This is a genomic window from Acinetobacter sp. AM (genome assembly GCF_003105055.1).
GTDB lineage: Bacteria > Pseudomonadota > Gammaproteobacteria > Pseudomonadales > Moraxellaceae > Acinetobacter > Acinetobacter tibetensis.
Map to the genome: position 1 here is coordinate 98,040 of NZ_QETG01000008.1, position 25,272 is coordinate 123,311.

Genomic DNA, 25,272 nt, shown 5'->3' on the forward strand with positions numbered 1-25,272 from the left:
AGTTATGTCGAATTGTTCCAAAACTGTTTTTATTGTGCATGGTGAGCATGCTTCACCAGAAGATCATTGGTTTTCTTGGTTGGCACAACAGGTCAAAGCTATGCACGGCGTAGCGAAATTGGTTTTTTTACCTGATGCAGATGTTCCTGAGTTCGATCTTTGGCAACAAGCATTGGATATGCAGATATCAGACCTGAATGAACACAGTATTGTGATAGCACATAGTTTGGGTTGCTTAGCTGTCGCTCATTATTTGAGTCAGCATTTAAACCATCAAAAAATGGAGGCGCTTATTTGTGTGGCAGGGTTTAAATCTGTGCCGCCACATAAGACTGAGCTTAATTCATTTATCCAACAAACTACCTTACAAAGTCGTGTGTTACACCGTCAAATTGCACATCGAATCGTATTGTTTTCCAATAACGACCCTGTTGTTCCACCTCCGCTTGCGCTGCAATTTGGACATTTTATGAATGCGCAATTGCTGGAAGTGAAACAGGCAGGGCACTTTACCCAGCAGGATGGTTTTAGTGAATTTGTACTCTTGCAGCAGATTCTTCAGCCTTTGATGCTTTCAGTTTGATGATGAATATAATGTTGTAAACCTTTTAAAAGTAAATCTGCTTCAATAATCGGGTGATAGTGCTGTAAATGTTGGGCAAACAATTCAGCATCACCACCAGTCAATACAAGCTGTCGCGGTGAATGTTGCATAACGCGTTCAATGGTACTGAGCAAACCTAATAAAATGCCATGATGCACCGCATCAATAGTATTTCGCCCCGGGCTGAGTTCTTCAAAGGCCGCATCTGGAATTTTAATGCCTTTGGTATTTTGAATCAGGGAATCTCGTTGCAAATACAAATTCGGCAGAATGTAGCCGCCTAGGTGTTGTAATCCATCCGCTAAATCAATGGTTAGGGCAGTACCACAACTAATCACACAATAATTTTGATTCGCGTGATTGGCAACTGCCAAGACTTGTAGCCAACGGTCAATTCCTAACTGCGTAGGATCATCGTAGCCACATTTTAAGCCTGCATATTCGGTATGCACTTTGGCAAAAATGACAGGCACTGCTAAACGTTTCAGAATAGTTTGAATACGTTGATTATTATCTGGGTCTAGAACCGAGGAAACCCCGACATGCTGAATATTCAAGCCTTGAAAATGTTGAATTAACCCGAGAAGTAAATCGGCAGGGGATTGTAGATGTAACTCAGCAGCATGTTCCACAACTTGGTCGTGTTGCATAATCCAATATTTGAGTCGAGTATTACCAATATCGAGCCATAAACTTTTCATTACATCATCCTATTGGGTTGCTGTACTGAGTCGTAAACGACCTTGGTAAAAACTTTGAATACCTGCTTCGGTTTCAAGTAGTACCGCACCATCGTCTTGAATGCCAATAAAGGTTCCAGCGCAATGCCCTGTACTATGTTCAAACTCGACGGCTTGTTGCTGAAAAGCGGCATAACGATTAAAACGTGCTGCTAGATTATAGCTCTGATGATCAAACCATTCTCCAGCACGGTGAATCGCCAGATAAAGTTCAGCAATCAAATCAATGCGTGAAGTGCCCTGTAGTCCTAGCTCTGTGAGTGACGTAACTTGTTGATCAATACTCGCATCCGCAACAGGGGCAAGATTGAGTCCAACACCGACAATGACTTGTTTTGGTGTGATGGGTTCAATCAAAATACCGCCCCATTTACCTTGTACGCTGTACAAATCATTGGGCCACTTAATTTGTAAGTTCAACTGCTCGAGGCTGGGCATATGTAGAATATTCAAGGCAACTTCTAAAGCTAAGCGCCCATCTATTGCTGTTCGAGTATTAAGCAATGTGCTTAAATACACGTTTCCTTCGGGTGACACCCATTGTCGTTGTCGCTGACCTCTTCCTTGAGTTTGTTGGGCACTACACACCAATGCACTTTGTATGCCTTTTTGTGCAATTTCACGCACATCATCATTGGTTGATGCGGTGGTCGGTTTGAGCATCAGGACTTCAGGAAGTTGTTGAGCCGCTTGAAGTCGTTGTTGTAGTTGGCGAGTTTCTACATCCATTTGAATCTGAGCATAGTGAAAAATATTTATGGAGTTAATCATATATTTACTGATTGGTGCAATCGCAGGATTTACCGCAGGATTATTTGGTGTGGGTGGCGGTTTAATTATTGTGCCGATCCTCTATATTGTATTTACCCAACTTCATTATGATCCATCGGTCATTATGCACATGGCATTGGGGACTTCTTTGGCGACCATTATTGTAACTTCATTCAGTTCGGTGTCTGCACATCACAAGCAAGGTGCGGTACTGTGGTCAGTGTTTCGTCACTTGGCGCCTGGCTTAATTTTAGGGTCATTCTTAGGTGCAGGAATTGCAGATTTACTGCCAGGTCAGGGCTTACAACTGATCATTGGTTTTTTTGCGCTTTGGGTGGCTTATCGCATGTTCAAAGGGGCAAAAGCTCAAGTGGATACCTCGAAGCAGCTTCCTTCGACAGCGAAACAAATGCTAGCAGGTGGTGGGATCGGAATTGCTTCCGCTATTTTTGGGATTGGCGGTGGCAGCTTAACCGTGCCTTATTTGAACCGTCATGGGGTGGTCATGCAAAAGGCGGTTGCCACATCGGCAGCTTGTGGTTTACCGATTGCTGTGGCAGGCGCTTTAGGCTTTATGTGGTTTGGTGCCAAAGCACAGGTCGATGTACCGAATACTATTGGTTATATTCATGTTTATGCATTTTTAGGTATCAGTTTGATGAGTTTTATCACAGCTAAACTTGGTGCGAAAGTTGCTCATCAATTGTCAGCTACCATGCTGAAAAGATGTTTTTCAGGATTGCTCACCACCGTAGGTCTTTATTTTATTTACCAAGGATTTTCAAAATTATTCTAAAGATTTATGATGACTTTTGCTGTTTAAATTGGCTTTTTAGACATAATATTGTCTGACAATGACATGGCGCGGAATGGTTGAAATCAGTTAAAACTGTTCCATGAGTCATGTGATGTATTGTGGATTGCATCTTATAAAAACAAGATAGGAAAAGTATGCAACAAGAAGAAATAGAGAGCCTCTCGGAACAAATTGCCAAACACATTAGTGAGCAGATCATTAGTGGCGAATTGGTCGAAGGTGAGCGAATTCAGGAATTAAGAATTGCCAAAGAACTCGATGTTAGTCGGGGTTCGGTGCGTGAAGCTTTGCTACTGTTAGAGCGTACGCATTTAATTCAGATTTTCCCGCGACGCGGTGCAATTGTTTCTGAAATGTCAGCACAACAGGTGCGGGCATTATTTGACAGTTGTGCCATGCTGTCTGGGCAAATTGTGCAACGCATTGCGGAAACGTGGCGTCAGCATGAAGCAGAGCAATTCCAACGTTTGATGGAGCAAATTCAAGAAGAATGTCGTCAGGGGCATACTGAAAAGTTTTATGATTTAATTTTTCAATATTTGGCGCGACAGCAAGATATGGTGGCAAATCCGTACTTGATGAATTTCTATCAGGAGCTGTTACCTTCCATGCGCCGTAGTTACTTCTTAACCCTAAATACTTCGCGTAGAGAGTTACAAGAGTCGTTTGAGTTGTTTAAACTGGTGAGTGATGCAATTTTAATCCGAAAATCACAACAAGCCACTTTATTTATGGACGATTTTTGTCGACACTTGCGTAACTTGGTGTTGGAATCTCTAACACGCATGAAACAAATCGAATTAGCATGGGCGCGTCGTTCACGACGTTAGCAGGACATTATGCGTTTAAGCAGTTTAAAACTTTCAGGCTTCAAATCTTTTGCCGATAGCACGACTTTACAATTCAAAGCCAACCGCAGTGCGGTGGTGGGACCGAACGGCTGTGGTAAATCCAATGTGATTGATGCCATTCGCTGGGTGATGGGTGAATCCAATGCGCGCCAACTCCGTGGCGGCAGCATGCAGGATGTCATTTTCACAGGGACAGCCAAGCGTAAACCTGTGGGCGTTGCTAGTGTCGAACTCCGTTTTGAAAATACTTATGGCAAATTGGGTGGCGCTTATAATGCCTATAATGAATTGGCGGTTCGCCGTCAGGTCAATCGAGATGGCAAGTCTGAATATTTTTTAAACGGGACCAAATGTCGTCGTCGAGATATTACCGATATTTTCTTGGGAACAGGTTTAGGTCCGCGTTCGTATGCCATTATTGAACAAGGCATGATTAACCGTCTGATTGATGCCAAACCAGAAGAAATGCGGGTGTTTCTTGAAGAGGCGGCTGGTGTATCTCGTTATCAGGCGCGCCGTCGTGAGACCTTATTACACTTAGATCACACCACCCAAAATTTATCTCGTTTAGATGATATTGCCCAAGAGCTCAAATCTCAGTTAAAAACTTTAAAGCGTCAGTCTGAAACTGCAATTCAATATAAAGCATTAGAAAAAACCATTCGTACCATTAAAGTGGAAGTGCTGTCTTTCCAATGCGAACAAAGCAGTCGTTTGCAGCAGGAATATACGGTGCAAATGAATGAATTGGGTGATCAGTTTAAATTGGTACGTTCAGATTTAACCACTTTGGAACATGATTTAAGTTCGACCAGTGAGTTATTTCAGCGCCTGATTCAACAATCGACGCCATTGCAAAATGAATGGCAGCAAGCTGAGAAAAAACTGGCTGAGCTGAAAGTGACTTTAGAGCAAAAGCAGTCACTTTTTCAACAAAATACCTCAACGTTGGCGCAACTCGAACAGCAAAAGGCACAAACCAAAGAGCGTTTGCAACTGATTGAATTACAGCTTGAAACCTTACTGCAACAACAGGAAGATCAAACTGAACAATTGCAGCAACAAGACGTTTTAAATCAGCAACAAAGTCAAAGTTATCAAGATTTAAAAGCACAACAGCAGCAAGTGCAGCAGCAGTTTGAGCAGCTCAAAGCACAAGTGGAAAAGCAGCAACAGCAGAAAATGCAAATGCTGGCACAGTCTGAGCAATTAACTAAAAATATGGTACGCATAGAACAACAAAAACAAACTTTGCAACAGCAAGCCGCTCAGATTCAAAACCAAACTCAGCATGAAGATATGCAACAACTGGAGCAAGATAAACAATTGCTTCAGACCCAGATTGAACAATCCGAGCAAATGATTCAGCAGCAGCGTCTACAGTTAGAACAATTACAGGAACAATCTGCTCTGCAAAAGAGTCAGGTGCTGCAATTAAAATCTGAGATGCAGGTGTTGCAGTCTGAACAGAAAAACTTAACCCAACTTTTGGTCAAGCAAAGTCCTGAATCACACAATGCCAATGTGCAATTGATGCAGACCTTGAAGCTGACAGAACAGGGCAAACCGCATGCCCAATTGATCGAGAAATTCCTTGCCAAGTGGCTGTCGGCTGAAGTGCTAGATGCAGAGACGGAATTTCAAGCGAGCATTGCGCGTCAGCTTAAAATGAGCGTCGGTCGCAGTAAACTTGCAGTGGCTGAATTGCCATGTCTGGCAGATTGGATTGCCTCTGCACAGCATTCATTGTGGAATCAGGTTGCTATTGCAACGACACTAAGTGAAGCTCTGTCTTATCAATCTCAGCTTCAGCATGGGCAGTCCATCTTAAGTTTAGATGGCTATCAGGTTGCGGCGGATTGGGTCATTGGCTTGCTTTATGATGAAAGTAGCCAAGCCGGGCAAGGTGCACTGAGCCATCGGATTCGTTTAGAAAGCATTGAAATTGAGCTGAATAATTTACAGGCACAGTATGAGCTGGCGGATCAGCAATTACCGAGTCTACAACAACAGATTCAGCAGCTTCAAATGCAGTTAAAAGAACAGCAAGTATTACTGAAACAGCAGCAACAGTCTTTACAACAGTTGGATGTAAATATTGCCAAGTTACAGAGTAGTGCACAGGCTTTTGCCATTCAGCAACAACAATTGCGTGACCAGTTGCAACAGTTGGATGAGCAGCTTGAAGAAGATGCCATGCAAAAGGATGATCTGGAAATTGATTTGCATGCACTGACTTTAAAGCTGGAACAAGTTTTACCACACTATAAAACTACGCAATTCCAACTGGATGAATTGACAGAACAATTAGAGTTGGCACAGCAACAAAGTTTACAGTCGCAACAAGAGCTGGAAGTGTTGCGCCGTCAAAACTCACAGACCCAACAGCAAATTGAACTGTTGGAAAAAGATAGCTCTTTCCTGAAAACTCAAAATCTGCAAATTGGTCAGCAGATGGAGCAGGCAAAGAAGTTTGTTGATCCAGTTCAGTTAGAACTTCCGAGTTTGGAGTCACAATTTGCCGAGCAATCTCAGCAAACCGAGAAATTACAAAAAACATGGCATGCATGGCAGCTTGAGTTGAACAGTGTGCAACAAAAGCAACAGCAAGTGACCGAGCAGCGCCATCAACAGCAACAACAAGATGAACGTTTACGGACTGAACTGGAAGAAAAGCGTTTGTCATGGCAAGCAGCCAAGTCTGACTTTCAACACTATTCTGAACAGTTGAAAGCGATGGACAGTGAATTAATCACGGGCTTAAACATTGATTTAGTTGCACATCAGGCCCAATTGGAAAAAGCTCAACAACAATTTGCTAAATTGGGCGCAGTCAATTTAGCGGCTTCGGAAGAATATGAGGAAGTGTCCAAGCGCTTTGATGAACTGAGTCATCAAATTGAAGACTTAGAAAAAACAGTTGCACAACTGCAAGCTGCAATGAAAAGTATTGATCAGGAAACACGTAAGTTATTTATGACCACGTTTGATCAGGTGAATGCTGAGTTGCAGGAATTATTTCCAAAAGTTTTTAATGGCGGCGAAGCTTGCCTCACTTTAGAAGATGATTGGCAATCTGGGGTTAAACTCATGGCACGTCCACCAGGTAAGCGTAACAGTTCCTTGGCATTGTTGTCTGGAGGAGAGAAGGCGCTGACTGCATTGGCATTGGTTTTTGCCATCTTCCGTTTAAATCCAGCACCGTTCTGCGTATTGGATGAAGTTGATGCCCCTTTGGATGATGCCAATGTTGGTCGTTTTTGTAATTTGGTAAAAGAGCTTTCTGAACAAGTGCAATTCATTTACATTACACATAACAAGCTAGCAATGACGATGGCAACTGATTTATTGGGGGTAACGATGCCAGAGCCCGGGACATCAAAACTTGTTAGCGTAAATTTGGAACAGGCAAAAGAATACGGTTTAGTCGCGGAGTCATAATATGGAAGTCACAACAATAGTCGGTATTGTTATTGCCGTTATCATTATTTTAATCGGTTTTCGCATGTTGTTTAAAAAAAATGCGAATGCAACACCTTCACTTGAGAGCGAATTGCAGGTGAACTCAGATAGTCAGCTTCCAATTATTCCGCGTCATGTACGTGATCAATTGCAGACCTCAACAGAAGGAACAGAACGCGTTGAGCCAACGCTGAATGATGCTGAAGTGGTTGCAGATCTCACAGAAAAGCATGACCCTAAAGTTGCCACAGAAAAACAACAAGCTACAGATTCAGTCGTCAATACAGATGCCAAAACCACGACAGAAGCAACACAAACAGAGACTGTGGTTGAGGCAAAGGTGACAGCCAAAGTAGAAGAAACTGCACCAGTGGCGAATGCAGATGAAGGTTTACATTTAAATGCACATCATATTGAAAAAGCAGAAATTGTTGAATTTAACGAAGAAAGTAGCATTTTAGATGAACATTTACACGAACAACAACGTGTCGATGAAGAAAGTGTTTTACAAACGGCAGAAGAATTTATTGTTTTCAATATTTATCCAGAACGCCGTGTATTGACGGGCGACAAGACTTTAAAAGTGTTGCTTAAATACGGTCTTCGTTATGGTGAAATGGCATGTTTCCATCGTTATGATGAAGAACATGAAAAGCTTTCATTTTCTGTTTTACAAATTACCGATGAGGGGCCTGCTGGATTTGACTTAGAAACTTTAGCCAATGAGCAAGTCAAAGGTTTGGCATTTTTCTTGGCGTTACCACATCATGATGTGCAAAATGCGTTTGATACCATGGTCAGTATTTCCAACCTGATTGCACGTGAAATTGATGGCACGATTTATGATCAAAATCAGCAGGAAATGACCGCGCAATTGCGTGAATTTTGGCGTCATCAAGCCATTGATTATCGTTCTGGTCAACAAGCAACGGTATAATCAAATTTAAAATGAGAGTCTGACTTTTATAATAGTTGGACAAGATTGTTGAAGGGCGGAGAAACCGCCCTTTTTTATGGTGAAACTATGACTCAGCAAAACACTGTTGTCGCACAAATGCGTCAACTGATTCAGATTCTGGCACAGCATAATCATGCCTATTATGTGATGGATCAGCCCACCATTGCCGACAGTGAGTATGACCAGTTATTTCACCAACTGAAGGCATTAGAACAACAATATCCAGAATGGGTTCAGACCGATACCCCGACCAATAAAGTCGGTGCTAAACCATTGGCAAAATTTGAATCGGTGACACATGTTGTGCCGATGCTGTCGTTGGGCAATGTGTTTAATCAAGAAGAACTATTTGCTTTCGCACGACGCATTGAAGAACGTTTACCGAATCAGAAGATTGAATACGATGTCGAATTAAAGTTCGATGGTTTGGCAATTTCATTGTGGTATGAAAATGGGGTGCTCGTTCGTGGCGTAACTCGTGGTGATGGCGAAACGGGTGAAGATATTACCCAGAATGTTAAAACCATTCGTAACTTACCGAAAGTTTTAACGCATGCCTCTGGTATGGTTCCGACGTTACTGGAAGTCCGTGGCGAAGTGCTCATGCCAAAGTCTGGTTTTGAAAAGTTAAATGCTGAAAATGAAGCCAAAGGTGAAAAAACCTTTGCCAACCCACGTAATGCTGCGGCAGGTAGTTTAAGACAGTTAGATCCGAATGTGGCTGCTGCACGTCCACTGGCGTTTTATGCCTATGGTATTGCGCAGTGTGAACCGAATCATGGCTTAGCCACCATGTCTGCAAGTTTAGATTGGTTGACTGGGTTTGGCTTTGCCGTCGGTGAGCGACATTTCGTTTGTGACAGTATCCAAGCAGTGCAACAGGCTTATGAAAAAATCAATGCCGAACGACCTGAATTAAGCGTTGAAATTGACGGGATGGTGGTTAAGGTTAACGATTTAAAACAACAACAGCAGTTGGGTTTTTTAAGTCGAGAACCCCGTTGGGCAACGGCTTATAAATTTCCTGCGGTGGCTGCGCTTACAACGGTTGAAAATATTGACTGGCAAGTGGGACGAACAGGGACGCTAACCCCAGTTGCACGTTTGAACCCAGTCGCTGTGGGAGGGGTTACAGTTTCCAATGTGACCTTACATAATATTGGAGAAATTCATCGTCTAGATGTCCGTATTGGCGATACGGTCAGTGTCTATCGTAGTGGTGATGTCATTCCAAAGGTGGAAAAAGTCTGGCCCGAATTCCGTCCAAATGATACTCAGGAAGTGCATTTACCAGAACAATGTCCTGTCTGTGAATCACCTGTAGTGATGCCTGAAGGTGAAGCTTTAGCGCGTTGCTCGGGCGGATTATATTGTTCTGCACAACGGATTGAGGCAATTCGCCACTTTGTATCACGTAAGGCTCTGGACATTGAAGGTTTGGGGGATCGTTGGGTAGAATCTTTATTACATTTGGATTTACTTCAAGATGTCGCAGACATTTACCACTTACATGAACATCGAGAGAAATTGCTCACCATTGAAAAAATGGGTGAGAAGTCAGTGCAAAACCTGATTGATTCGATCGAAAATAGTAAAAAAACCACGTTGGCTGCATTTATTTATGCCCTTGGTATTCGCGGAGTAGGTGAAACAACAGCACGAATGTTGGCCAATACCTTCCAAACCCTTGATGCACTACGGGTAGCTGATATTGAGGCTTTAAAGAAAACGCCAGATGTTGGTGATATTACGGCAGAGTGGATTGTCGATTTCTTCCAAGCACCCCATAACCTTGAAGTTTTGGATCGATTGTTGGCTGCGGGTATTCATTGGGATGCACCTGTCGCTCCAACACGCCAACCTTTTAACGGTGAAAGCTGGGTGATTACGGGTACGCTCAGCCAAATGGGGCGTGATGATGCAACCCAGATGTTACAAGCATTGGGTGCGCGTGTTAGTGGCAGTGTTTCAAGCAAAACTAAATGCTTGGTCGCAGGCGAAAAAGCTGGCTCCAAATTAGAAAAAGCTGAAAAGCTCGGTATTCATGTGATGAATGAAAGCGAGTTTATTCAACTGATGCAAGATTATGGTCAGTTAGAGGCTTAGATTTTTGATTTGGATCAAAAATATACTGTTCAGATAATAGCGTTTAGTTAAAGCACGACTAAAACGACTTTTAATGATGAGGGGGTCGCAGCGGAGTCTTATCGTATTAGCATCAAATGCTTGAAGTTCGTAGGTTACTTTGGATTAGCCCAAAGTAACCAAAGGCATTAGTCATCAGCAAAACGCGTTCATTGTTATCAATGAATAAAATTGTCGCAGAAACATTTTTTTCGAATGTAGTGTTGTCTCGAACAGTTGCTGATGACATTTTGTGTCTCATATGCCCTCATCAATTTAGAAAAGGTGTAATGCTCGTCAGCCATGAAATTGACTAGCATTATGCCTTTTATTTATTTTTAAGGAATATATTGTTTGATCAGACCATCGTTGAGCAATTGTTGAAAGTGCTCAATCAAGCTTTCTTTGACATCGCGATACTGTAAACCTAATTCTTTTTGGCTCTTGCTCGCATCAAAATAAATAGGGTAACCCATATTCAGTTCAACAAATTCACGGCTAAAACCAATGAACGGACCAATCACTTTAAAGGCCGCTTTTGGCAGTTCATTGCGTGGAAATGGAAACTTCCAACCAAAATGAGCTTTAAGTAATTGACCAATTTCAAGCAAACTCAAAGTATCGCCACTGACGATGTAACGGCCTGTTGCTTTTGGGTTAAATGCCGCCTGTAGGTGTGCTTCGGCGACATCTTGAACATCGACCACACCATTCCACATGGGTGGAACACCAGCGAGAGTTAAGCCATTGGTAAATTGTTGTAAGACCTCAATTGAACCTGACTGCGTATTTGGCGTTAATGAATGACCAAAGACCAACGCTGGGTTAATGCAAATCAATTGCCAACGGTTTTGTGCATCTGCCATTTCCCAAGCTTTACGTTCAGCCATCACTTTAGAATATGGATAAGGCTGATGGGTCTCTGAGCTGCTGGTATTCCAGTGACTTTCATCAAAAGTATTATGATCAGTTTTTAAAATATCCACGGCATCGCCATAGGTCGATGCAATGCTCGAAGTGAGAATGACGCGTTTGACTGACTCAGTTTCATTCACGGTGTTTAAAACATTTTCTGTACCTAAAACAGCAGGTTCAATGATGTCTTTCACTGCATCTTTATAGTTGGTAACGACAAAAGGTGACGCCATATGAAACACAATTTCACAGCCCTGCATGGCATCTCTAAATGAATTTGGTTCGAGCAAATTCGCTTTAAATAGTTTGAGTGTTCCTGTGCTGCTTTCTGCAATTTTAGATAAATGCGCGAAGCTTTGAGTTTTGTTCAGGTCACGGACAGTGGCATGTACGGTATAGCCTTGGGTTAATAATTTTTGAATTACCCAACTGGCAATATAACCCGAGGCACCTGTGACCAGTACAGGTGCTTGTGTTGCTAAGTTTGTCATAGATCAACCATTGTTGTTTTAAGTATTGGCATAGTGTAAGCGCGAATGTGATTAAAGTCTTTGCTTATGGGAAACAGGTATCTAACTTATGCGTCATTTCAACGTAGATGTTGATGCACGTTATAAAACCAAGTTGGTCGAGGTAAAGACGACTTGATTATCCCATATAGACAACGTGATCAATAAAAAATGTTGGGCGGTGTGTTTAACGCTTACTCTGCAACAGTGGGGACTTGAAACTCTAAATTGAGAGTAACTTTTTATTTTTAATAATAAAAAAATGATGGTGTGATAATTTTAACTTCGTGATGTTTTAAAGACGTGGTGAAATAAGGGCTATTTAAAATAGTTACAAATTTTAAAATAAGCAAAATTTTGAATGAAATAGCCGTTGCCCTAAGATGCAAAATACTGCAAAGGCTTATTTTATATGCGGAAAATGACTTAAATTAAACTGCAAATGCGTATGTTTCTCATTTTAATTTTATAAAAATCATAAACTTACAAAATTTAACTTTTGCAATCCTTTTCAAATGTCGCCATAATATTTGAAAAAGGTAGGGGTATAACGAGATGCGCGGCAATCCAGAAGTAGTAGACTATTTAAATATGTTGATTGGTGGGGAACTTGCAGCTCGCGATCAATATCTTATTCATTCACGTATGTATGAAGATTGGGGTTTAAGTAAAATCTTTGAACGTATTGATCATGAAATGCAAGAAGAAGCAGCACATGCAGATGCCTTGATTCGTCGTGTACTTTTCCTAGAAGGTACACCGAATATGCACCGTGATGATATTGATGTGGGACAAGATGTCGTGACCTGTTTAAAGGCAGACTTGGCACTTGAATATCATGTACGTGAGAAATTGGCGCAAGGCGTGAAACTGGCGGAAGAAAAAGGTGATTATGTCACGCGTGATATGTTACGTCAGCAAATGTCAGATACTGAAGAAGATCATACTTACTGGTTAGAAAAGCAAATTCGCTTAATTGAATTGATTGGCTTACAAAACTATATTCAGTCGCAAATGTAAACGTTGTTGGTCATAAAAAAAGGTTTTCAAACCCAAGTTTGAAAACCTTTTTTTATGCTGAAATTTTTTCTACTTTTTTGAGAACTTTTGAATGTCTGTGAGCACCTGATTGGCATGGGTTTGCGTGTTCACACTGCTGTAGTGATAGACAATAGTACCCTTAGGATCAATCAAGAAAGTTTCACGCTTGGCAATTTGAGCTACACCAAAATTACGGACTATGCCGAACTGACCTGCAAGTTGTTGTTTTTGATCGGCCAAAATTGGAAAAGGTAGTCCCAATTTGCTGGAAAATTTTTGATGAGATTTAACATCGTCTAGGCTGACGCCCAAGACCACAGCATTTGCTTTTAAGAATTTTGGATACAGCGCTTTAAACTGGTTGGCTTCTTGAGTGCAGCCAGGGGAGTCATCTTTGGGATAAAAATACAAGACCATCCACTGACCACGATATTGTTTGGATTCGTGCCATTTGCCATTTTGATCTTGTAATTTAAAGCTAGGCGCTGTCTGTCCAACCCATTGTTTTTGGCTTGAGGAAGAAGAAGAAAAAATCGAAGTTTCGGCATGAGTTAAATGATAAGTCCCGAAACTACAGGTCATACCCATTAAGCTAACACGGAGCAATTGATTCAAAGTCATTTTCTTCTAATTTTTCGCTGCTAAGGAAACTTTATCTTAGCAAACTATTGCTGTCACCCGTACAACAAAATTCTAGAATGGCTACGTGTGGTGATTGGTGCGTGGATTAAAACCTGAACCATATGTGGGATTTCTTTATCAGGTGAAACAGTGTGACTTTACAGTTTGAGAATGATAGGAAATGCAGCTCAGTCGCAAAATAAAAGCAGTTATACTGCTGTGCAAAGTTTTATTTTTAGAGCAAAACGTTGAACGCAAGTATTTTACTGATTACGGGTTGGGGTGGTGGTACACAACTGTTAGAGCCTTTACAACATAAGCTACAACAACAGGGATATGTCGTTGAGCTAATCAATATTTTTAATGCCTTGGATGCAGATATTCTGCAACACCATGTCGAACTGGCACATCGCTTTGATGTGATTATGGGCTGGTCTTTAGGTGGTCAACTTGCCACATTGTTGGTACAACAGCTTGAACAACAATATGCGGAACGGAAAATCTTGATTAACTTGGCATCAAATCCTTGCTTTGTAGCGCAAGCGACTTGGTCAACTGCTATGCCACAAGAAACATTTGAGCAATTTAAACTGTCCTTTCAACAAGATGCTGTGGCAACGCTCAAGCGCTTTGGGTTTTTGGTGTGCCAAGGTGCAGATTCTGCCAAGAAAGATTTTGTTCAAATGCAAAAACTGATTAGGCCACAACCAATTTCACTATTAGAACAAGGTTTAGTGTTATTAGAGCAGTTGAATTTAGCCAAAACTTTGGCGCATTATACAGGGCAGCAATTGCATGTGTTTGCCGAGCAAGATGCTCTGGTTCCTCGCGAAATTATTCAAAATATGCAGCAATTACTTGCAGAAAATGTAAAAGTTGTAAGTATTGAACATGCTTCGCATGGTTTTCCTTGCTTCCAAGTTGAACAAACTATGCAAATTATTGAAGATTTTCTGAAGTAACCACTTCAGGCTGTCTAGGAATGACCATTCTCGCAATGTTTTTTAGAAACTTGCAGGTTTAAGATAGCCCACATTGCAAAAAATACGACACCACAGGAGTTATGGATGACTGATTTATTTGACCTTGAACATATCTGGCATCCTTATACCTCTATGACCAATCCGCTGCCAACTTTCAAAGTAAAGAAAGCTTATGGGGCAGTAATTGAACTGGATGATGGACGCCAACTGATTGATGGTATGTCGTCATGGTGGTGTGCGATTCATGGTTATAACCACCCAGATTTGAATCAGGCGGTGACCGATCAGTTGCAAAATATGTCGCATATTATGTTTGGCGGTTTTACCCATGATCCTGCGATTGAACTGGGTAAACTGTTATTAGAGATTACACCACCCAGTTTAGACAAAATTTTCTATGCCGATTCAGGTTCTGTTGCAGTCGAAGTCGCGCTAAAAATGGCAGTGCAATATTGGACTTCGCAAGGCAATATCGAAAAGACCAATTTTGTCACGCCACGTTCTGGCTATCATGGGGATACGTGGAATGCGATGTCGGTGTGTGATCCTGTGACAGGCATGCATCAGATTTTTGGCAGCAGCTTGCCAAATCGAATTTTTGTTCCTGCACCACAAGTCAGTTTTGATCAGGCATGGGATCCTACTGATATTGCTGAACTTGCACAAACCTTGGAACAGCATCATCACAGTATTGCAGGTTTGATTCTTGAGCCGATTGTGCAGGGTGCAGGTGGCATGCGTTTCTACCATCCTGAGTATTTGCGCCAAGCCAAACTGCTTTGTGAAAAATATAATATCCTGCTCATTTTTGATGAAATCGCAACAGGTTTTGGGCGTACAGGCAAACTCTTTGCTTGGGAGCATGCACAAGTTGAACCCGATATTATGTGTATAGGCAAAGGCTTAACAGGTGGTTATATGACGCTGTCTGCAACCTTAACTTCGAAGCATGTGGCTGAAACCATCTCTAAAGGTGAAGCGGGCGTGTTTATGCATGGACCTACCTTTATGGCCAATCCACTGGCTTGTGCAGTGGCATTACGCAGCACGCAACTCTTAGTGTCTCAAGACTGGCAAAGTACCATCCAGCGCATTGGCAACCAATTGCAGCAACATCTTGCACCATTAGCACAACTCGATTATGTGCAGGATGTGCGTGTGTTGGGGGCAATTGGTGTGGTTGAACTGAACTTTAATGTTGATATGAAAACGCTACAACAAGAATTTGTAAAACGTGGCATTTGGATTCGTCCATTTGGTAAGTTGGTTTATGTCATGCCGCCGTATGTCATTTCTGAAACGCAGTTGGATACTTTATTGACTGAACTGGTAGATGTGGTTCGCCATATGCAAGAGGAAGCCGCATGAATTTGTTAGACCATTATGCTGCACAGTTGGATGAGCTAAAACAGCAGGGCAATTTACGTCAATTCACCTCTAACATCCAGCAGGGAAAATGGATTGAAATTCAGCAATGCCGTATGTTGAATTTAGCTTCAAATGACTATTTGGGCTTGGCTTCAGATCTGAGCTTACGCGAACAGTTTTTTGATGAGACTCCGAATGCGCATCGTCTGATGAGCTCATCATCTTCGCGTTTATTGACAGGGAATTTTCCTGAATATGAACAGCTCGAAGCCAGTTTAAGTCAGGCTTTTGCTGGACGTGCTGCGCTGTTATTTAACAGTGGTTACCACATGAATATTGGAATTTTACCTGCGGTCAGTGATGCCAAGACGCTTATTCTTGCAGATAAGTTAGTGCATGCCAGTATGATTGACGGGATTCGTCTTTCCTCTGCCAAGTATGTCCGTTATCGCCATAATGACTTACAGCACCTGTCGCAATTGTTGCAGAAATATCATGATGATGAGGCTTTTGAGCGCATTATTGTGGTGACTGAATCCATTTTTAGTATGGATGGCGATGAAACTGATTTGGCAGAATTAGCTCGTATTAAGTCCCAATTTGCCAAAGTCATGCTGTATGTGGATGAAGCACATGCGATTGGTGTGCGTGGTGAACAAGGTTTAGGTTGTGCCGAACAATATCAAGTGATTGAGCAGATTGACTTCTTGGTAGGGACATTTGGTAAGGCGATGGCCTCAGTCGGTGGCTACTTAATTTGCCATCCGATTATCCGTGAATTTCTGATTAATCGAATGCGTTCTTTAATTTTTAGTACCGCACAACCGCCGATGTGTATGGCATGGACCAACTTCATTTTCCAAAAAATATTGGGTATGAATGCCAGCCGTCAGCATTTACAACAATTAAGCAGTTATTTACAACAAGCGATACAGGCAAAAGGCTATGCTTGTCCATCGACCAGTCATATTGTGCCAGTGATTATTGGTGAGTCGCAAAAAACGGTTGATACGGCTGCGCAGTTACAGCAAGCAGGCTTTTATATTATGCCTGTTCGTCCACCGACGGTTCCTGTACAAAGTTCGCGTTTACGTATTTGTTTAAATACCCAATTTCAGCAAGATGAACTGGATCAGTTTGTCGTTTTGTTATGAGTTTTAGTGTTGAATCCATCTCAAATAGATAAATCTCGTGTTGCTCAGCGTTTTGCACAAGCGGGACAAAGCTATACTGAACATGCCATTGTGCAAAAACAAATTTGCCAACATTTAATGCAATTGATGCTCGATCATTTGCCGACTCGTCATCAGGCACGGGTCTTTGAAATTGGCTGTGGTTCTGGAAATTTGAGTCACCTTTTATTGCAAAATTTGCAAATGGATCGCTTGATTCTGAATGATCTATATGCTGAGGTTGCACGCCATTTTCCGCAACTGCAACAAATTGAATGGCGAATTGGGGACATTGAACAACTTGAGTTTCCAACACAATTAAACGTGGTGACTTCCAGTTCTGCATTGCAGTGGATGACAGATTTACAGGCAATTTTTAGCAAAGTCGCACATGCTTTGGTGCAACAAGGTTTTTTCTGTTTTTCCATTTTTGGACAGCAGAATTTAAAAGAAATTAAAACCTTAACGGGGCAGGGGCTGGAATATCACAGCATGCCTGAACTTGAGCGAGCGTTAATTCAATCGGGGTTCGAGGTTTTACACCTCAGTGAACAACTGACCACGCTGTACTTTACCCATCCCAAGCAGGTGTTACAGCATTTAAAAGCCACGGGTGTCACTGCGACCAATATTTCACATCGTTGGACCAAGAAAACGTTACAACAGTTTTATCAAGATTATCAGCAGTTTTCGGAGATGGATCAGCAAGGGCAAGCACAGTATGCACTCAGCTATCACCCGATTTATTGTATTGCACGGAGAACAACATGACGGCAGACATCTATTTTGTCAGTGGAATTGATACAGGCATTGGCAAGACCTATACCACAGGATATCTGGCGAAGTTATGGAATGCGCAAGGTCAGCATGTCATTACCCAAAAACTGATTCAAACGGGCAATGTGGATGTGTCTGAAGATATTCAGCAGCACCGTGAAATCATGGGTACAGGTTGGTTGCCAGAAGATGAAAGTAAACTGACCATGCCAGAAATTTTTACCTATCCTGCTTCACCACACTTAGCCACCAAACTGGATGGTCGTGACATTGATTTTGCTAAAATTGAAGCGGCAACACAGCAATTGGCAGAAAAATTTGAAGTGGTGTTACTGGAAGGTGCAGGCGGTTTAATGGTGCCGCTCACCACAGAGTTCCTGACCATTGATTATCTGGAACAGAAAAAGTTTCCTGTGATTTTGGTCAGTTCTGGGCGTTTGGGCAGTATTAACCACACTTTACTCAGCTTAGAAGCCTTAAAAGCACGAGGTTTATCTTTATATGCTTTGGCTTATAACTTAAATGATGAATCGCAAGATCCGCTAATTTCCAAAGATACTTCTGAATATCTGAAAGCTTATTTAGCCAAGCATTTCCCTGATGCGTTATGGATTGATATTCCAGTACTGTGACCATTTAAAAAACAAGGTTTCATCGAGTTTGATGAAACCTTGTAATAGTACTAAGCATTTAGCCTATTCGTTTAGTGATAATAAGCCAGAATTTGTTGGGTAATAAAGTCATGACCAGCTTTATTAAATAAGGCATAGCTACCTTTGGATTCATAATTGACCCAAGTCCCAATGTTTTCCCCGTAATTTGGCGAGATGATGTCACCTTTCATTTCCCATTCACCATCATAAATTTTGCCATCTTTTTCAATGGCAGGATCTCCGCCAGTATAAATAGCATTACCATTAGCATCTACCGTATAAGCAACGTTCAGATTAAACACTTTGTTGATTTTATATTGCTGACTACTTTGTGGATAATTTGTCTGTACCCATTCCATTAAGCTTTTGGCTTCGGAAATATTATCATTCCAAAAATAAAACTGGTTTTCATCGTAAATGACGGTTTTGGGCACATATACAAATGAACCCGCAGGGAACGTGGCATTACTACTTAAGAGGCTTTTAAACGCATCGGCATTACTTTTGAGGATGCCACCGACTTGATCGCTAACGAAAATATAATCTAGAACTTTTGGGTAGTCTGTTGAGATATTGCTAGGCAAAATATCTGCTATTTTTTTCCCTGAAAGATCAAATTTTTCAAAGTCATAATTTAATTTTCCTGCATTAAAATTACATGTGTCATTAAATTGTGAAGTTGAAATATTCAACCCTTTAGATGAGGAAAGATAACCTAAAGGCCAACCCTCGTTCTGCTTGTTAAAAGATTTTTGCGTAAATAGACCGAATGAATTTAAGATATTATGATTGGTGGTGATATCCATCATATTATTTTCGAGTTCTTCTAAACTGATATTATAAAGTGGCTTGTAGTTGATATATAACATTTGCCCCTTGAGTTTAATTTCATCGCTATACAATTGGTCAGTTACATTGTAGCCAGTTTGTGGGGATACAGGCTCCTCAACTTTATAGTCATAGTCGATAACATATAAAGGCTCATCAAAAATAGTAGTTCCAGTAATTTGGGAATTTAAAAGAATTCCTCGATCACATGTTAACGTGGTCGATTCTCCAGAACCTGAATTTGAAGTGGATGGGGTTGTCGAGGAAGTGGAATCACCAGATCCCCCTCCACATCCACTTAAAACTGTAATAGATATAGAGAGTGCTAAAGTTGTAAGTTTTTTCATTTGTGTGACTCTAGGTTTTAAATTATTGAATTATTAAGTTTTAAAGTTAGAGGCGAATTATATACAGAATGGTTTGTATGGTGAATAATTTTTATTCTTCCATGTGAGTACATAAAAATTGAATCATTGATGTTAATCCGAGCATTTGAATGCCGAGTGTTTTCATACTGGATTTTTATGGCTAATTGATAAGTGATGAAGTCGATTTTACAAACAAAAAAACCGCATTTTATAGAAAATGAAATGCGGATTTTTTTCGACAAGATTAAAGCGAAGCGTTACTCTCAATTCCAATTTTGGTGATATTTAGACGTTGTGCCATCGCCATGACCATTGCGACTTGTTTGTATTCGGTCATACGGTCAGGCTGTAATTTAATTTGGTCTTGTTCGGACTTTTTTGACACCGTCATAAATAAGTTTTCTAAAGCCTGTTGATTCTCTACAGGCTGACCATTCCAAAAGATTTTTCCTTGTGCATCTAATTTGAGATTGATGATTTCAGGTGGTTTTTCATTGCTTTGTGGTGGCGGAGCACCATTCGGCAAATTAATATTGATGGCATTATTTGGAATTGGGATGGTGATAATAAACATAATAATCAACACCAACATGACATCAATTAACGGTGTCATGTTGACATCGAGTAGGACATCATCGTCATCATTTGAGCCAACATTCATACCCATAACTTGCTCCTTCTGACCCAATTACGGTGAAGCTGGGGGAGTGGTCACAAACGCAATTTTACCAATCCCAGCTTGTTTGGTTGCATTAATCACTTGATCAATCGCATCAAAGTGAGTCTGTTGATCACCACGAATATGCACTTCGGGCTGTGGACGTTTTTGCGCCTCAGCTTGTAGGCGTGTCATCAGTGTAGCTTTGTCTCCGATATATTTTTCATTCCAGAAAACATCCCCATTTTTATTGACTGCAAGTTGAATATTTTCAGGTTTATTGGCATACGGTGTATTTTTCTCTTCAGGTAATTTTACGGGTACTGTATGAATGGCAACAGGCACCGTAATGAGAAAAATAATCAGCAGAACCAGCATAATATCCACCAGCGGGGTTGTATTAATGGTTCCGATTACATCATCTTCACTGTCATCTGAACTGACCATCATGCCCATGGTTGATGTCCTCTTTTATTTATTCACAACTTTTTTATGATTTGGATTGCTGCTGATTTCGCCACTGAGTAAGACTGTGTGTAAATCAGAGCCAAAAGTACGGACATTTTCCATTACGGCTTTATTGCGACGGGTTAACCAGTTGTAGCCGAGCACCGCTGGCACTGCGACGGCCAGACCAATCGCCGTCATAATCAGAGCCTCACCAACAGGACCTGCAACTTTATCAATCGATGCTTGACCCGACATGCCAATGGCGGTGAGTGCGTGATAAATTCCCCAAACCGTCCCAAACAGACCCACAAATGGTGCAGTTGAGCCAACGGTTGCCAGAAATGCCAGTCCACCACTTAAATGACTTTGAATTTTGTCGATGGCGCGTTGAATGGAAATGGTTACCCACGTATTAAAGTCGATACGTTCTAGTAAAGTTCCTTCGTGGTTTTTGGTCGAGTGAATACCTTTTTCCGCAATAAAACGGAAAACACTGTCTTTGTCTAAGCTATCTGTTGCACTTTCGAGTGTACTGGCATCCCAGAATTCAGCATCGGCTTTACGACCTTGTCCTTTGATTTTTGATTGTTGCAGCAGTTTGGTAATCATGATGTACCACGTGCCAATCGACATCATGACTAAAATAAATAGCGTGGTTTTAGCGACCATGTCACCTTCTTTCCACATGGCTTCTAAGCCATAAGGGTTGTATGCAGGGGCTTCTGATTTGGCCGGTGGTTGCGGTGCAGTGGTGGTGTTACTCGGAGTTACTGCTGTAGTCGTTGCAGGGGCAGTATCTTCAGCAAATGCAGGATGAATCGGGAGAAGGCTACTTGCTGCAAGTAAGCCAACAGTGGCGATTTTTTTTACAGGATTGATCATTTTATTCATCTATATGCTCCAATTTTTGTTTAATTTGTTAGTCCAGTGCAAATTCATAAGGTATTTCAAACCAAGTTTCTTGCGGTTCACCATTTTTTAATGCGGGATTAAAGGTACATAAGCTATAAGCTTTAGAGGCTGCTTTATCTAAACTCTTCACACCGCTGGATTTTTTCACTTTGACTTGTTTGGCTTTTCCATCCGTACCGACCAGTACCGAAATGGTCACTGCACCAAATTCACCATTCATTTGTGCTTCACGCGGCATTTCTGGATGTTTACAGCCTCCTTCACCTTGCGATGCTCCGCGAGTTACACCCGCAGGTTTAGGTGCAGGAGCTGGCGTTGCTGCTGCCGCAACAGGTGTAGGGACAGGCACTGGACTTGGTGAAGGCGCTGCAGTAGGTGTCGGTGTGACAGCTTTTACAGGCTGAGTTGGGCTAACTGGCGCTGTTTTTTGCACACGTTCGACTTTTTCCACGGGCTTCTCGGGTACAGGGTTTTTTACGACTTCTTTAACCATTTTTGGGGGTTCTGGCGGAATCTCTTTGGGTTTCGGCTTTTCAGGTTCAGGTGGTTTATCTTGAATAATCATCAATTCCACGGTTGGTTCTTCGGGCTTATGTATGGTTTTGGACAAACCCGCCATAAGGGCATAGAAAATAATAAGATGCAGAAAAATGACTGCCCCAATACCAATCAGGCGTTTGGCTGAATTGTTCTCTAATGCTGTGAAACTTGTGCCCATGGTTACTCCTGAAATTTGAGACAAACAATAAATCGTTCACGCATCATTGCTTATGAAAGATGGACGGATTGACGGTATTTGTTGTTTGACTAAATGAAGGATTAAATGTTTTGCCCATACTGTCTCACTGGAGGATTTCAAGACAGGATGGACAGAACGCCAATTAGAACTTGTAAGTCCCTCGCAGATAGTAAGCACGTCCAGTTGGGTCGCTATAGCGTGGGTCATAACCGTATTGAAAGTTGTCTATCACATTCGATGCGGCAGGCTCAGCATCAAATAGGTTTTTAATGCCCGCAGTCAGCTCTAGATTTTTAAAGCCTTTATAGGTGCCTGAAACGTTATAGAGGGTGTAGTCACTGACTTTGTGATGGTCATAAGCATCATCGCCAATGGCATTTTGGTCATCGTAGCCACGGTAGAATTCTTGCTCAAACATCATCTTCCAGTTTTCATAACTCCAGTTAATGTTGGCAACGTGTTTCCAGCGAAGAATTGCAGGGTCATCATAAGTTCCGACTTTGCCTTCCCAAGCACCGCCAGCTTCTTCTTGTTTGTCATATTTGATGATATAGGTGCCATCGATGCCGAAACCAAAACGACCTGTTGCGGTCATTGGAGTCAAATAGTTCAGGGTCAGGTCAATCCCTTCGGTTTTAATCCCACCCATATTCACCAGTGTGGTGTTGACGTATTTAATCCGACCTTCATTATCACGGACAAAACGGTCTGCATATTTGGTCGGATTTTCAAAAATCATGGCATCACTAATGGTGTCGATAAGACCATCAATTTCAATATTGTAGTAATCGGCTGTGAACACTAAATTCTTGATGGGTTCGAGCACAAAACCCGCAGTATATGAGGTGGATTCTTCTGGTTGTAAATCGGGTGAACCACCTTGCATACGTTTGAACTGCACATTACATTCGGTTTGGTATTGTGTAGAAGTCGCTTTACCCCCTGGACAAAGCACAGGGTCGTTATATCTTGCCCCAGTGTAGGTTTCGCTTTGCGGTGCATTGATGTCATATAAGCTTGGTGCGCGGAAACCTGTACTGTAGGAGGTACGGAACATCAGTTGTTTGAGTGGTTCCCAACGGAAAGCAATTTTGGGGTTAAAGGTATCGCCAAAGTCACTATAATCATCGTAACGTGCTGCCAGTTGAGCCTCTAAAGTTTTGGTGATTGGAATATGTAATTCACCAAAGAAGGCGGTAATATCACGGTCACCTTGGCTGAGGGGTTTATTCGGGTCTGTACCGCTACTCGGGACTTGACTCACAATGTCTGAATTAACCTTAGCTTCCCATTCTTGTTTACTGAAACTGCCACCGAGTGCTAAACCAATGTCACCTGCGGGTAGGGTATAAATAGGTCGACTCACTGTTAGGTCCACTGTAGTGGAATCTAAAGAAGCAACATTCGATTCACCTGTGACCGAAAAAGAATTCCATAAACTTGAGTCTGGACTGGTACCAAAGGGATTGATTGAACCATTATCTAAAGCGGCTTGTAATTTGCTACGGTTTAAATAACCACTGACAAAACTGTCGGTCGCTTCACTTTTGGCATAGGTCACGCCACCGTTAATGTCCCAGCCATAGGCTTCACCTTCAATGCCGACAAAGGCACGGTGCGACTCATTTACCGATTGAGAAACACGATTGCCCGCTTGTGAACGTAAATATAGTTGTAGTGGAACACCGCTTAAACCATCTACAGACGGTGTAATTCCTTTACCAGGATAATAAGGACTGGTCTCAGGGAGAGTTACTGAGCGACTGTAGACATCGGGTGCAATGGAAGTAGTGACTTCGTTATGAGAATAGATATATTCACCAATTGCATTGAAGGTGTCACTGAGTTTGAAAGTACCGCGACCCATTGCCGAAATAGTTTCTGTTTCAGGCGCAATGCCAATCAGCGCTTGCGTATTCAGATAGCACAGTCCGCCATCTGCCACGACATTAGGGGTGTTATTACAGTTGCTATCGCCATAAGGATTGCCCAATGTTCCTGTGGTTGGATCATAAAAATTGGCAGGGAAACCATTGGCTGAACTGGCATCAATACCGAGTTCAGGTATTACACCACCGCGCTGACTGACCTTACGGTCTTTTGCCATAATGTCATTAGAACGACGGTAATCGACCACACCAAAGACGTTAAAACCTTGTTCATCTAAATCGCCGTAGCCACCAAAAATTTGGACATCTTGTTTATCTCCGCCTGACTGCTCAGGTTGAAGAAAGCCACCACTGATGCTGAATCCCTCGTAGCTTTTTTTGGTAATTAAGTTAATGACCCCTGCAATGGCATCGGCACCATACACGGCAGAAGCACCATCACGCAGAATTTCAATACGCTCAATCATTGCCAATGGAATGATATTTAGGTTGGTGGTGGAGGTGCTAAATGCACTATAGGCCAGACGGCGTCCATTCAGTAGAACGAGGGTTTTATCGGTTCCTAAGGCACGAAGGTTGGCAGATGCACCTTCGGTATTACTTGCACCCACGTTCTGTGAGGTCGAAAAGCCTGCTTGGTTGGCACTGACCTTGGTCAATGCTTCTTCGACGGTGGTAATCCCCTGATTGGTTAAGTCTTCGCCTTTAATAATTGTAATGGGGGAGGTACTTTGCGCAGCCACCCCTTTAATTGAAGATCCCGTTACTGTGACTTTGGCAACTTTTACGGGTTGTTCTTGTCTTTCTGTGTTTTCTGTATCTTCAGCATGAGCTAAAGACAAACACATCATACTTAAACTGAGCGTACTTAATTTAAGAATTGCTTTGCTAACTGACGGCTTGACCGTCACCTTAGCATTTTTGTTCTTTATCATCGTAAAAGTAATCCTTTTTTTGTATTTAGCGAGATTGCTGGCTAGGTTTAAGCAATTCAGATGCCAAGTTGTTTTTTAAAAGATACTTAAAATATAAATATTTGAAATTTAATTATTTTATAAAATT

Annotated in this window: 22 protein-coding genes; 12 read left to right on the forward strand and 10 right to left on the reverse strand. The window is 41.8% G+C overall.

Annotation, left to right across the window (positions count from 1 at the left end; translation table 11 throughout):
* Positions 1-4 precede the first annotated feature (4 nt).
* The gene (locus tag DCO44_RS06270; protein WP_116760115.1) at positions 5-583 is read left to right on the forward strand and encodes an RBBP9/YdeN family alpha/beta hydrolase; all 579 of its coding nucleotides are present in this window, start codon (positions 5-7) and stop codon (positions 581-583) included.
* On the opposite strand, the gene DCO44_RS06275 is transcribed toward DCO44_RS06270, so the two are convergent.
* Positions 559-1,305 (reverse strand): type III pantothenate kinase, encoded by a 747-nt coding sequence (locus tag DCO44_RS06275; protein ID WP_116760117.1) that lies wholly within the window; start codon positions 1,303-1,305, stop codon positions 559-561. The two genes, DCO44_RS06270 and DCO44_RS06275, sit on opposite strands and share 25 nt — an antisense overlap.
* Positions 1,306-1,314: 9 nt before the next feature.
* Entirely contained in the window at positions 1,315-2,073 is a 759-nt protein-coding gene (locus DCO44_RS06280) for a biotin--[acetyl-CoA-carboxylase] ligase (RefSeq protein ID WP_116760119.1), read from the reverse strand.
* Positions 2,074-2,101: 28 nt separating this feature from the next.
* Between DCO44_RS06280 and DCO44_RS06285 the strand changes: the two genes are divergently transcribed.
* The 5 genes from DCO44_RS06285 to ligA all read left to right on the forward strand — a co-directional run bounded on the left by DCO44_RS06285 (position 2,102) and on the right by ligA (position 10,309).
* Positions 2,102-2,911, forward strand: a complete 810-nt coding sequence (locus DCO44_RS06285) for a sulfite exporter TauE/SafE family protein (RefSeq protein ID WP_116760121.1) — start codon at positions 2,102-2,104, stop codon at positions 2,909-2,911.
* Between the two features lie 155 nt (positions 2,912-3,066).
* A complete protein-coding gene (locus DCO44_RS06290) occupies positions 3,067-3,762 on the forward strand; it encodes a GntR family transcriptional regulator (protein ID WP_116760132.1) in 696 nt (231 codons plus the stop codon).
* A 9-nt stretch (positions 3,763-3,771) separates the two neighbouring features.
* Positions 3,772-7,224 carry a chromosome segregation protein SMC gene (gene smc / locus DCO44_RS06295; protein ID WP_116760134.1) on the forward strand — a complete coding sequence of 1,151 codons (3,453 nt, stop codon included), beginning with the start codon at positions 3,772-3,774 and terminating at the stop codon, positions 7,222-7,224.
* A gap of 1 nt (position 7,225) precedes the next feature.
* Positions 7,226-8,182 (forward strand): cell division protein ZipA C-terminal FtsZ-binding domain-containing protein, encoded by a 957-nt coding sequence (locus tag DCO44_RS06300; protein ID WP_116760136.1) that lies wholly within the window; start codon positions 7,226-7,228, stop codon positions 8,180-8,182.
* Between the two features lie 87 nt (positions 8,183-8,269).
* Positions 8,270-10,309 carry an NAD-dependent DNA ligase LigA gene (gene ligA, locus DCO44_RS06305; protein ID WP_116760138.1) on the forward strand — a complete coding sequence of 680 codons (2,040 nt, stop codon included), beginning with the start codon at positions 8,270-8,272 and terminating at the stop codon, positions 10,307-10,309.
* Between the two features lie 356 nt (positions 10,310-10,665).
* On the opposite strand, the gene DCO44_RS06310 is transcribed toward ligA, so the two are convergent.
* Positions 10,666-11,733 (reverse strand): SDR family oxidoreductase, encoded by a 1,068-nt coding sequence (locus DCO44_RS06310; RefSeq protein ID WP_116760140.1) that lies wholly within the window; start codon positions 11,731-11,733, stop codon positions 10,666-10,668.
* Positions 11,734-12,306: 573 nt separating this feature from the next.
* Here DCO44_RS06310 and ftn point away from each other — a divergent pair.
* The gene (gene ftn / locus DCO44_RS06315) at positions 12,307-12,771 is read left to right on the forward strand and encodes a heteropolymeric bacterioferritin subunit Ftn (protein WP_116760145.1); all 465 of its coding nucleotides are present in this window, start codon (positions 12,307-12,309) and stop codon (positions 12,769-12,771) included.
* A gap of 69 nt (positions 12,772-12,840) precedes the next feature.
* Here the strand turns inward: ftn and DCO44_RS06320 are convergent, their stop codons facing one another.
* Complete coding sequence (locus DCO44_RS06320; protein WP_228157520.1) at positions 12,841-13,380, reverse strand: peroxiredoxin; 540 nt, start codon at positions 13,378-13,380, stop codon at positions 12,841-12,843.
* Positions 13,381-13,661: 281 nt separating this feature from the next.
* Here DCO44_RS06320 and DCO44_RS06325 point away from each other — a divergent pair, with 281 nt between their 5' ends.
* The 5 genes from DCO44_RS06325 (at position 13,662) to bioD (ending at position 18,345) form a co-directional block, all read left to right on the forward strand.
* Positions 13,662-14,375 (forward strand): alpha/beta fold hydrolase, encoded by a 714-nt coding sequence (locus tag DCO44_RS06325; protein WP_116760151.1) that lies wholly within the window; start codon positions 13,662-13,664, stop codon positions 14,373-14,375.
* A gap of 105 nt (positions 14,376-14,480) precedes the next feature.
* A complete protein-coding gene (gene bioA / locus DCO44_RS06330) occupies positions 14,481-15,764 on the forward strand; it encodes an adenosylmethionine--8-amino-7-oxononanoate transaminase (RefSeq protein WP_116760153.1) in 1,284 nt (427 codons plus the stop codon).
* A complete protein-coding gene (locus DCO44_RS06335) occupies positions 15,761-16,918 on the forward strand; it encodes an 8-amino-7-oxononanoate synthase (RefSeq protein ID WP_116760155.1) in 1,158 nt (385 codons plus the stop codon). Before bioA ends, DCO44_RS06335 begins: the two co-directional genes overlap by 4 nt.
* A 9-nt stretch (positions 16,919-16,927) precedes the next feature.
* Positions 16,928-17,707, forward strand: a complete 780-nt coding sequence (bioC, locus tag DCO44_RS06340) for a malonyl-ACP O-methyltransferase BioC (protein WP_116760171.1) — start codon at positions 16,928-16,930, stop codon at positions 17,705-17,707.
* Entirely contained in the window at positions 17,704-18,345 is a 642-nt protein-coding gene (bioD, locus tag DCO44_RS06345; RefSeq protein WP_116760157.1) for a dethiobiotin synthase, read from the forward strand. The genes bioC and bioD overlap by 4 nt, the downstream gene beginning before the upstream one ends.
* A gap of 71 nt (positions 18,346-18,416) precedes the next feature.
* Here the strand turns inward: bioD and DCO44_RS06350 are convergent, their stop codons facing one another.
* The 6 genes from DCO44_RS06350 to DCO44_RS06375 all read right to left on the reverse strand — a co-directional run bounded on the left by DCO44_RS06350 (position 18,417) and on the right by DCO44_RS06375 (position 25,145).
* Positions 18,417-19,541 carry a hypothetical protein gene (locus tag DCO44_RS06350; RefSeq protein WP_116760159.1) on the reverse strand — a complete coding sequence of 375 codons (1,125 nt, stop codon included), beginning with the start codon at positions 19,539-19,541 and terminating at the stop codon, positions 18,417-18,419.
* Between the two features lie 265 nt (positions 19,542-19,806).
* Positions 19,807-20,229 (reverse strand): ExbD/TolR family protein, encoded by a 423-nt coding sequence (locus DCO44_RS06355; RefSeq protein WP_116760161.1) that lies wholly within the window; start codon positions 20,227-20,229, stop codon positions 19,807-19,809.
* 21 nt (positions 20,230-20,250) lie between these two features.
* Entirely contained in the window at positions 20,251-20,676 is a 426-nt protein-coding gene (locus DCO44_RS06360; RefSeq protein WP_044739323.1) for an ExbD/TolR family protein, read from the reverse strand.
* Between the two features lie 15 nt (positions 20,677-20,691).
* Positions 20,692-21,561: a MotA/TolQ/ExbB proton channel family protein gene (locus DCO44_RS06365; protein WP_116760163.1), complete on the reverse strand. Its 870-nt coding sequence runs from the start codon at positions 21,559-21,561 to the stop codon at positions 20,692-20,694.
* A 28-nt stretch (positions 21,562-21,589) separates the two neighbouring features.
* The gene (locus tag DCO44_RS06370) at positions 21,590-22,300 is read right to left on the reverse strand and encodes an energy transducer TonB (protein WP_116760165.1); all 711 of its coding nucleotides are present in this window, start codon (positions 22,298-22,300) and stop codon (positions 21,590-21,592) included.
* Between the two features lie 163 nt (positions 22,301-22,463).
* A complete protein-coding gene (locus DCO44_RS06375; protein WP_213066312.1) occupies positions 22,464-25,145 on the reverse strand; it encodes a TonB-dependent receptor in 2,682 nt (893 codons plus the stop codon).
* Positions 25,146-25,272: the final 127 nt, after the last annotated feature.

Excerpts from the sequence above, each read along its gene's own strand:
- DCO44_RS06270 (WP_116760115.1), top strand. The coding sequence starts at position 5 with ATGTCGAATTGTTCCAAAACTGTTTTTATTGTGCATGGTGAGCATGCT.
- DCO44_RS06275 (WP_116760117.1), bottom strand. The coding sequence starts at position 1,305 with ATGAAAAGTTTATGGCTCGATATTGGTAATACTCGACTCAAATATTGG.
- DCO44_RS06280 (WP_116760119.1), bottom strand. The coding sequence starts at position 2,073 with ATGGATGTAGAAACTCGCCAACTACAACAACGACTTCAAGCGGCTCAA.
- DCO44_RS06285 (WP_116760121.1), top strand. The coding sequence starts at position 2,102 with ATGGAGTTAATCATATATTTACTGATTGGTGCAATCGCAGGATTTACC.
- DCO44_RS06290 (WP_116760132.1), top strand. The coding sequence starts at position 3,067 with ATGCAACAAGAAGAAATAGAGAGCCTCTCGGAACAAATTGCCAAACAC.
- smc (WP_116760134.1), top strand. The coding sequence starts at position 3,772 with ATGCGTTTAAGCAGTTTAAAACTTTCAGGCTTCAAATCTTTTGCCGAT.
- DCO44_RS06300 (WP_116760136.1), top strand. The coding sequence starts at position 7,226 with ATGGAAGTCACAACAATAGTCGGTATTGTTATTGCCGTTATCATTATT.
- ligA (WP_116760138.1), top strand. The coding sequence starts at position 8,270 with ATGACTCAGCAAAACACTGTTGTCGCACAAATGCGTCAACTGATTCAG.
- DCO44_RS06310 (WP_116760140.1), bottom strand. The coding sequence starts at position 11,733 with ATGACAAACTTAGCAACACAAGCACCTGTACTGGTCACAGGTGCCTCG.
- ftn (WP_116760145.1), top strand. The coding sequence starts at position 12,307 with ATGCGCGGCAATCCAGAAGTAGTAGACTATTTAAATATGTTGATTGGT.
- DCO44_RS06320 (WP_228157520.1), bottom strand. The coding sequence starts at position 13,380 with ATGGGTATGACCTGTAGTTTCGGGACTTATCATTTAACTCATGCCGAA.
- bioA (WP_116760153.1), top strand. The coding sequence starts at position 14,481 with ATGACTGATTTATTTGACCTTGAACATATCTGGCATCCTTATACCTCT.
- DCO44_RS06335 (WP_116760155.1), top strand. The coding sequence starts at position 15,761 with ATGAATTTGTTAGACCATTATGCTGCACAGTTGGATGAGCTAAAACAG.
- bioD (WP_116760157.1), top strand. The coding sequence starts at position 17,704 with ATGACGGCAGACATCTATTTTGTCAGTGGAATTGATACAGGCATTGGC.
- DCO44_RS06350 (WP_116760159.1), bottom strand. The coding sequence starts at position 19,541 with ATGAAAAAACTTACAACTTTAGCACTCTCTATATCTATTACAGTTTTA.
- DCO44_RS06355 (WP_116760161.1), bottom strand. The coding sequence starts at position 20,229 with ATGGGTATGAATGTTGGCTCAAATGATGACGATGATGTCCTACTCGAT.
- DCO44_RS06360 (WP_044739323.1), bottom strand. The coding sequence starts at position 20,676 with ATGGGCATGATGGTCAGTTCAGATGACAGTGAAGATGATGTAATCGGA.
- DCO44_RS06365 (WP_116760163.1), bottom strand. The coding sequence starts at position 21,561 with ATGAATAAAATGATCAATCCTGTAAAAAAAATCGCCACTGTTGGCTTA.
- DCO44_RS06370 (WP_116760165.1), bottom strand. The coding sequence starts at position 22,300 with ATGGGCACAAGTTTCACAGCATTAGAGAACAATTCAGCCAAACGCCTG.
- DCO44_RS06375 (WP_213066312.1), bottom strand. The coding sequence starts at position 25,145 with ATGATAAAGAACAAAAATGCTAAGGTGACGGTCAAGCCGTCAGTTAGC.